Source organism: Paraburkholderia sp. (assembly GCF_035656215.1).
Classification (GTDB): domain Bacteria; phylum Pseudomonadota; class Gammaproteobacteria; order Burkholderiales; family Burkholderiaceae; genus Paraburkholderia.
The window spans coordinates 1-7,675 of record NZ_DASRSY010000452.1; the positions used below are offsets into that span (position 1 = coordinate 1).

Below are 7,675 nucleotides of genomic sequence, written 5' to 3' on the forward strand. Positions count from 1 at the left end.
ATGCGCGTTATCCGTCACCGGTGCACCGTGGGTTGCCCAGCGTGTGTGCGCGACGCCCGTACCGCCCGCCAGACGCGTGTCGCGCGTCTGCGCGTCGAGATCCGCGACACGCGCCAGGCTTCGCGCGCGTTGCGGACCGCCGTCGCCTAGCACGGCAACACCGCACGAGTCGTAGCCGCGGTACTCGAGGCGCCGCAACCCTTCGATCAAAACCGGTACGATGTTACGTTGCGCTACTGCGCCGACAATGCCGCACATAAATTCGTTTTCCTACGCAAAATTGAATTGGGTAACACGAACTGCATCGAGGGTGACGCCACTCAGGCGAAACCAGCCGGATTCGCCGACTGCCAGCGCCAGTGGTCCGCGCACATACGCTCGATGCCGTACTGCGCCCGCCAGCCGAGCATCCTTTCGGCCGCAGCCGGATCGGCAAAGCACGACGCCACGTCACCCGGACGCCGCGCCACGATTTCAAAAGGCACGCACTTGCCAGATGCCTTTTCAAACGAGCGCACCACGTCCAGCACGCTGTAGCCCTGGCCGGTACCGAGATTGACAACAAAGCTCGCATCGCGTTTGACCAGCGCGTCCAGTGCGGCCAGGTGTCCGCGCGCCAGATCGACCACATGAATGTAGTCGCGCACACCGGTACCGTCCGGCGTGTCGTAATCGCCGCCGAATACGCGCAACTTTTCGAGTTTGCCGACCGCGACTTGTGCGACATACGGCATCAGGTTGTTGGGGATGCCGCCGGGGTCCTCGCCGATCAGCCCGCTTTCGTGCGCGCCGACCGGGTTGAAATAGCGCAGCGTGGCAATACGCCAGGCTGGATCCGATACTTCCAGATCGCGCAGTACCTGTTCGGCGATCAGCTTCGATTGACCGTATGGGTTGGTGGCGGACAGCGGAAACGATTCGTCGACGGGCGAAGTCTTCGGCACGCCGTAGACCGTGGCCGACGAACTGAACACGAACTGCTTCACATTGCGCGCGCGCATGACCACAAGCAGCGTCAACAAGCTGCCGATGTTGTTGTCGTAATACTCGATAGGCTTGGCGACCGACTCACCCACCGCCTTCAGCGCGGCGAAGTGAATCGCTCCGGTAATCGGGTGAGCGTCGAAAATGCGTTGCAATGCCGCTTCGTCGCGCGAATCCGTTTCGTAGAACGTCACCCGTTTGCCGGTGATCTGCTCAACGCGTTTGAGCGACTCGCGGTTACTGTTGACGAGATTGTCGACCACGACCACGTCGTAGCCGCCGTTCGACAATTCCACGCAGGTATGCGAGCCGATAAAGCCGGCGCCGCCCGTTACCAGAATCGTGCCCTTCGAGAGCATACATTTCCCCTTTTTATTGATTCATCCAACCGCAACGTTCGATCAACGCCGCCCGGTTGCCGGTGGAATGGCAATGTCCGTTCAATCGGACGGGCTGGCCGAGCCGACGCCAACCGTGGCGAGGTCGCCATCGGTGACATAAGGCACGAGACCCGCCTCGCTAATGCGGGCGGCGGTGGCCGGCCCGCACGCATCGTCGGCGGGTGGGCAATAGTCGATGGCCAGCACCGGTAGCCGGTATTTCTCGCGAATGATTGCCGCCTGCATCAGCAGCCAGTCGCGATCGGCCTGCGGTACTTCCGTATAACGCTGCTTCCCGGCATCCCAACCGCGATACAAGGATTCGAACGCGACCACATAGGCAAGATCGTGAACCTGCGGCAACACTTCGAAACCGCGGTTGAAGATCAACTTCGCCTGCGGATAACGTGCTTTGATCGCGCGGATGACGTTGACCAGCCCCATCTCCTGCGCGGCTCGCGCGGCGTCGGTCTTAGCGATGAGTTGATACGAGTCGAGCGTGTCGAGGAAGAAGCCGCGGTAGCCTCTTTTCCACAATGGCGCGATCACCTTGTCGACAAAAAATGCCGGCCAGCCCGGCGCGGTCTGGTCCACGACCTTGGATGCCCACGCCGCGTTCTCGCCCGACAGCCACGCGCCCGGCATCGCGCTGAAATACGACCGGTGCGCGTTCACTTCGCCGACGCTCACATACGCGAACCATGCCGGATGTGTTTTGGCGTGGGCGCGCGGGTCGAACTTCGCATCGGGTTCGACCACCACGACATCGAAAGCGGAGAGTTGCTCAACAGGCGGATTCGCACCGTAGAACAGCGCGACAGACGGTCCAGCAGGCGTGCCCGCCGCGCCCTGCGCGTGCGCAACCGAAGCCAGCGCGCCGACCGCAACCACGCGCGCGAGCCTGCTGAAGAGGCGCAGCACCGCGCGCAATGAAAACTGCCCGTCGTGATCTTGCTCAGCCAAAACCGGTTCCTTTTATACGTTGTTCAGGCGACGCCGCCCGCGTCAGCTTGCTATTTCTAACTGCCCGAAGGCAAGAACGGCCACCAGCAGATGCTGCTCAGCGACGCCGTCGCGATCAACGGACTGAAGGCCGCCTGTTGCGCGCTTGTCCATGCGCTTTGTGCCGCCGACGACGCCGTGCACGACGACGCATAGTCGAGCGTACCGACGAAGAAATTGCGACGCCCCAGGTTCTGCTCGGCGCTTTGCCATGCCTGCAACTGCTGCACCCCCGACGCGCTCACCGCCGGCAAATAGACCTGCTCCGACAACACGCCGTCGATCAGCCACGGGAACGAGACGCCGCCCGTCGCCCCCCCGATCGCCTGCACTGGCGCAGCATTCGGCACGAATGCCAGATTCGGAAACTGGTCGCGCAGTTGCTTGACGAGATCGAGGCCGCCTTGCGCGCAAACCGCATCACACGGACCGGCGGACGCATTGGCGCCATGTCCGACAATTTCGAAGTTATCCAGCATGAATCCGTCCACACCGGTTGCCGCGAGACGCGGCGCGATGTAGTTCACGATCAGATTCTGATAGTCGACGTTAGCGGGATTCATCCAGTACTCCTGGAATCCCGAATATTTGCCGAGTTGCGCCGCCGTATTCGCGCCACACGATACGAAACCGGGCGGCACAGTGTTCCAGTAGGTCCGCGCTTTCTCGCAGGCACCGAAATTCAGATAGCTCAGCACTTTCGCGCCATTCGCCTTCAATGCCGCGATCTGCGCCGCGGAGAAGGCGGGTGTGCCGTTGCCGGGATCCGCATCGATGACGATCAGCTTGAAAGTGGCCGCGACCTGGGCGATGTCGATCGCGCTGGCGCTCCCATAGTACGCGACCCACGCCGGAGAAGCGGGCAACGCCCGCGCCGCCGCGATCACGGGCGCCGGGCTCACAGTATTCGTACCGCCGGTCGGGTTCGAAACATTCGACGTGTTAGTCGCGGTGCCGCTCGAACCGCTGGAACCGCCTCCGCCGCCACACGCTGTCGTCAGGGCGGCAGCTGCGATGAGGCCCGCCGCGCCTATCCATCGCGCCGCCTGTGCGGCCCAGGAGGTCATGCCGGCAAGACGCGGGCGGCCGGCCTGCTGAAGCGGGACGAGGTTGTTCTGATGCATGGTGGAATCCGAAGTCGAAAGGTCAACTCCGCAACATATACGTTTCGTATTCCAAAGACATGAATTTTCTGTCGAGCACCTTCACGGATGCCACCACCACGACGAGGAGTGCCAGCGCAAAACCGTACCCGTAGAAATCCGGGCCGAGCTTGAGCGTAATGCCGGTGAACAGCCCATTCAGCACCACAAACGCACCAGTGAGCCGCAGCACCATGCGCCGCCCGTCCAGATAGAAGAACACATTGAGCAGCCCCAGCAACAACACCTGCAGACTCGCCGACACCACGTCCACGACGAGCAGCGGCAGATACAGCGGGGAAATGCCAAGTGAACCCAGCACGCGCTCGCCAAAGGCAATGATCAGCAACAGCACGACCGTCTGCACCTTGATGATTTCGAACAGGCCGGAGCGCACACTCCCCACCATCATGTCGCGCATTTCATTGATGTGGCGCAGCGTCGCGCCGCTGCGCACCGCGTCATAGAAAGCGTCGTAATACTCGACGAAATCCGCCTCGATACGTACGAGAAAGGTCGCCATGCCCGGCATCACGCAAACGTAGGCGATAAAGATCGGAATGTCGTAAATGACCGATGCATGCAGCGGACCGATGACCTTGCTGCCCGTGCCGGGCGCATACCAGAACATGAACTTATCGAGCCACACGCCGATATTGAACAGCAGCCCGACGAGCGCGAGGCTCGGGTAGGCGAAGCGCCGCTCGAACACTTCGAACGAAATGAAACGCTCGCTGCGGTAGTTTCGATAGATCAGCCCGGACAACCCGGCAAGCAGCACAATATGCCCCGCGACAAAGCCACCCAGCAATCCCACGAGGCCATACCCGTTCAACGCGAGTGCGAGCCACACCACGCACGCGTAGCCGACAAAGAACACCAGCAGGATCTGCCGGTACTGCTTGACGCTCGACAGGAAGATCACGGCGATCCAGATGTTGCTGACCACCACGAAGCCCGTGATCATCAACAGGCGATAGATCAAGGGCTCGCCGCGAAAGCCCACCAGCATCGCGATCACCGCCACCACGCTTGCCAGCACCGACGACACCAGCACCACGCCGTTGTAGTTCGACAGTACAAGGTCGTCACGCTTTTCGAACAGCCTGTCCGAAATGAAGCGCGTGAACGAGAGTTGCAGCGGTCCGGTCAGGATCAGGCTGAGCGCGATCAGATAGGTGACAGACACCTGGAACTGCACGATCGCAAACGTCGGTATCACCGACGTGAGGCTGATCAACCCGATGATCAGAATGCCGAAGATCGACAGAATCAGCGGTCCTGAGCTGATCAAGCCGGCATATGCGTAAGCACGCGCGACGCCCACCAGCGTCTCGCGACGCATGATCTTGCGTAATTCGAAGCCGATACCGGCCATCAGCGTGTCTCCTGCGGCTGAACGGGCTGCGCTGCACGCGCCTGAGATTTCGCCCCGTCCGGTTGAGTGCCATAGTCCATCGGGCAGCGGGCTGCGCCGGCACCCTGCCCGTTGCGTTCGCGATCCGGCATCGCGGCCAGCCGGTCATACAGCGTGCGATAACTGTCGATCATCTGCGTCTTCGTGTAATAGCGGCGTACACGCGCGAGACCCGCCTGCTGCGCGGCCAGCCACCGTGCGTCATCCGCCAGCAGCGACAGCACAGCCCGGGCAAACGCCGCCGGATCCGCAAGCTGGACCACCATGCCGGCTGAGCCGAGCGCGCGATCTGCCTCATCGGCACCTTCGATCAGTTGACGGCACGAGCCCACATCCGTCGTAATGGCCGGCACGCCCGCCGCGAAGCCCTCCAGCACCACCAGCGGCAACGCCTCGCTGATCGACGTCAGCGCGATCACGTCGACTTGCGGCAGCATCTCGTCGATGCGCTGGAAGCCGAGGAATTTCACATGCTGGCTGAGTCCGAGGCTCTCCACGAGTGCGCGGCATTCGAGCGCGTAGGCAGGGTCCTCTTCTTCCGGTCCGATGATCCAGCCTTCGAGATCCTGCAACGTGCGCGATGCAATGAAGATCGACCGGATGAAAGTCTTGATGTCCTTGATCGGCACTACGCGTCCGATCAGCGCCACCACACGATGTGAGCGCGGTTTGCGGCGCTCCACCAGCGGCGCCAGTCCGTCGACGTCAATACCGTTCGGAATGCACTGTGTGCGCTCCGCGCGCGCGCCGTCCGCGATCTGCCGCTGACGGTTCGTTTCGTACAGAGCGACAATGTCGTCCGCGGCATCATAGGCGAGCTTGCCGATCGCTTCGAAGAAACGCACCCACAGTTCGCGGAAATAGCTGACGCGCGAAATATCGCGCTCGAATACGCCGCGGTTATCGCGAATCCACTGGCTTTGCAACAAGTCGATCTTGCGTTCTTTCGTATAGATGCCGTGCTCGGAAATGAGCAGCGGCCGGCCGGTGCGGTAATGCATCAGCGCGCCGAGAAACCCGCCATAGCCGGTCGATACCGTGTGATAGACACGTGCGGGCAACAAGGTTTCGGCGACGCGCGCCAGTTGCCACAACGGCTTGTGCATGATCCGCACGGTCCAGAAATAATCCGTGAACGAAGGATCGGTACAGTACTTCTGATACTGATCGACGATCGTGTCCCACGCAGCACGGCTCGACAGAAACTGCGTTTCGTGCAGCGCGCCGTCTTTCCTGAGCATCGGAATCATGTCTGCCATCAGTGCGCCTGCGTCCGGGCCGTTGCGCGGATCGCGCAGCGCGTCATGCAACTGCTGCGAACGTGCAAATGCAGCGGCGTCGCCGCGGATGGCACGCGGTTGCGGAAAATCGGCTGCGCCCTGCTCGTACAGGTAGTGCGTTTCGATATGCACGACGTTGTCCGGCAACACGTAGGCGACGCCGTTGTAATCCTGCTCGCGGCTGCCGATGAAGACAATCGCGAAACGCGTCGCCGGATACGCCTTGATCATTTCATTGACCCAGCTCGATACGCCGCCGCGCACGAACGGGAACGTACCTTCCAGCAGAAGGCAGACATCGGCATCAGCGGCACGGCGGAACGGGAGTTCTTTCATCATGACCAGTAGTTCACAACCGGTTTGAGTGTGGGCAACGCAGCCGCATTGCCCAGTGACGCGAGAAGCTGCGACACGCGCGAATAATCGCCTCGCAGGAAGTCGGCTTCCGCCAGCCACGGAACCAGCCGTTCACGCGGGAAACCGAGTTCCAGTGCGCGCGAAATGTGACCTTGTGCGGCATCGGGCAGGCCGTTGGCCAACGCGAGACGGCCGCGAATCAGCCACAGCGCCGCGTCGCCCGGATCTGTTTCGAGCGCCGCCTGCGCGTAACGATCGGCCTGTTGCAGCGTGTGCCGGTAGACCTCGCCCTGCACCAGGTTCTGATACACGAGCTCGAAATAGAGTTCGGCCAGCAGACGATTGAGCGCATGGCGCTCGGTATCGCCACTGGTCGCTTCGAGTGCCTTACTGGTCTGGAAGATCTTCTGCATGATTTCGTTTTCGGCGTGATCCAGCGTGCCGTAAGCGATCAGGCGAATGTCTTCGAGCGGATCGGCGAGCAATTCACGCAGCAAGGTGCCGGTGGTGCGGGTCGGCATCCGCTGAATCGCAACCAGGGCGGACAGACGGTCGGTTGCCGACACCTGTGTATTCGCGAGCCGCGCCTGCAGCCGCGCGCCGCCGCCGTGCGAGACACGCGATACCAGATAGGTGACAAACTGCGGCCGCGGCACATCGGCGAGCTGATCGCTCTCAGTGCGGCCCGGAAAGAGCGCGGCCCAGACGCAACTGACCAGCACCACGAGGCCGCCGAACAGCGGCACAAACGTGCAGGCGACCCACAACAGCAGCAGCGACAGCGCGCGCGGCGCGCGATAACGCGGTGGCAGCCATAGACGGAACGCAACGGCTTCGGCGAGCCCTGCCAGCGCCTGCAGCGCGAGAAAGCGCAGCAATGGATCGATCGCGCCGAACGGTTGCATCAGGCTCACGATCGCGAGGTATTGCACGACCACGGCCACCAGCGCCGCCAACGCGCTCACGATGAGGGAAAGGGTCTTAGACATCGAGGCCGCTTCGTTTGAGAAGACGCAGCAGCGCCGCGCCCGGCTCGCCGCCCTCGAGGCGGAGCGTGTGAACGCCGACGCGCGCGTGTTCCAGGTCGGTGTTGAACTGCGCCGTGAGACTGGC

General features: G+C 62.2%; 6 protein-coding genes and 1 pseudogene. All 7 read right to left on the reverse strand.

Going from position 1 to position 7,675, the window contains the following annotated elements:
- A pseudogene (locus VFE81_RS26490) lies at nt 1-258 on the reverse strand (glutamine--fructose-6-phosphate aminotransferase); the annotation flags it as partial.
- A gap of 62 nt (nt 259-320) precedes the next feature.
- Nucleotides 321-1,343, reverse strand: a complete 1,023-nt coding sequence (gene galE / locus VFE81_RS26495) for a UDP-glucose 4-epimerase GalE (RefSeq protein WP_325047421.1) — start codon at nt 1,341-1,343, stop codon at nt 321-323.
- A gap of 81 nt (nt 1,344-1,424) precedes the next feature.
- Nucleotides 1,425-2,327 carry an endo alpha-1,4 polygalactosaminidase gene (locus tag VFE81_RS26500; RefSeq protein ID WP_325047422.1) on the reverse strand — a complete coding sequence of 301 codons (903 nt, stop codon included), beginning with the start codon at nt 2,325-2,327 and terminating at the stop codon, nt 1,425-1,427.
- A 56-nt stretch (nt 2,328-2,383) separates the two neighbouring features.
- Nucleotides 2,384-3,490, reverse strand: a complete 1,107-nt coding sequence (locus VFE81_RS26505; protein ID WP_325047423.1) for an endo alpha-1,4 polygalactosaminidase — start codon at nt 3,488-3,490, stop codon at nt 2,384-2,386.
- Between the two features lie 22 nt (nt 3,491-3,512).
- Nucleotides 3,513-4,886, reverse strand: a complete 1,374-nt coding sequence (gene pelG, locus VFE81_RS26510; protein ID WP_325047424.1) for an exopolysaccharide Pel transporter PelG — start codon at nt 4,884-4,886, stop codon at nt 3,513-3,515.
- On the reverse strand, nt 4,886-6,544 hold the full coding sequence (pelF, locus tag VFE81_RS26515) for a GT4 family glycosyltransferase PelF (protein WP_325047425.1): 1,659 nt from the start codon (nt 6,542-6,544) through the stop codon (nt 4,886-4,888). Before pelF ends, pelG begins: the two co-directional genes overlap by 1 nt.
- Nucleotides 6,541-7,551 carry a hypothetical protein gene (locus VFE81_RS26520; protein WP_325047426.1) on the reverse strand — a complete coding sequence of 337 codons (1,011 nt, stop codon included), beginning with the start codon at nt 7,549-7,551 and terminating at the stop codon, nt 6,541-6,543. The genes pelF and VFE81_RS26520 overlap by 4 nt, the downstream gene beginning before the upstream one ends.
- Nucleotides 7,552-7,675: the final 124 nt, after the last annotated feature.